This is a genomic window from Chryseobacterium sediminis (assembly GCF_008386505.1).
Classification (GTDB): domain Bacteria; phylum Bacteroidota; class Bacteroidia; order Flavobacteriales; family Weeksellaceae; genus Chryseobacterium; species Chryseobacterium sediminis.
Window position 1 is genome coordinate 1 of the sequence record NZ_VUNZ01000012.1, and the last position, 521, is coordinate 521.

Here is a 521-nt window from a genome sequence, read left to right on the forward strand (position 1 = left end):
TTAGTAGCGGGAACCGGACTCGAACCGATGACCTTCGGGTTATGAGCCCGACGAGCTACCTACTGCTCCATCCCGCGGTATATTTTTAGAGTGTTTACCGAAAACACTTGCTTAGTAGCGGGAACCGGACTCGAACCGATGACCTTCGGGTTATGAGCCCGACGAGCTACCTACTGCTCCATCCCGCGGTGTATTTTTAGAGTGTTTACCGAAAACACTTGCTTAGTAGCGGGAACCGGACTCGAACCGATGACCTTCGGGTTATGAGCCCGACGAGCTACCTACTGCTCCATCCCGCGGTGTATTTTTAGAGTGTTTACCGAAAACACTTGCTTAGTAGCGGGAACCGGACTCGAACCGATGACCTTCGGGTTATGAGCCCGACGAGCTACCTACTGCTCCATCCCGCGGTGTATTTTTAGAGTGTTTACCGAAAACACTTGCTTAGTAGCGGGAACCGGACTCGAACCGATGACCTTCGGGTTATGAGCCCGACGAGCTACCTACTGCTCCATCCCGCG

At 53.2% G+C, this 521-nt stretch carries 5 tRNA genes; all 5 read right to left on the bottom strand.

What is annotated here, in order from left to right:
- Positions 1-4: 4 nt before the first annotated feature.
- The 5 genes from FW780_RS22230 to FW780_RS22250 all read right to left on the bottom strand — a co-directional run bounded on the left by FW780_RS22230 (position 5) and on the right by FW780_RS22250 (position 521).
- A tRNA-Met gene (locus FW780_RS22230) sits at positions 5-77 on the bottom strand.
- Positions 78-115: 38 nt separating this feature from the next.
- Positions 116-188, bottom strand: a tRNA-Met gene (locus FW780_RS22235).
- 38 nt (positions 189-226) lie between these two features.
- Positions 227-299, bottom strand: a tRNA-Met gene (locus FW780_RS22240).
- Between the two features lie 38 nt (positions 300-337).
- Positions 338-410: transfer RNA gene (locus FW780_RS22245), tRNA-Met, on the bottom strand.
- Between the two features lie 38 nt (positions 411-448).
- Positions 449-521, bottom strand: a tRNA-Met gene (locus FW780_RS22250).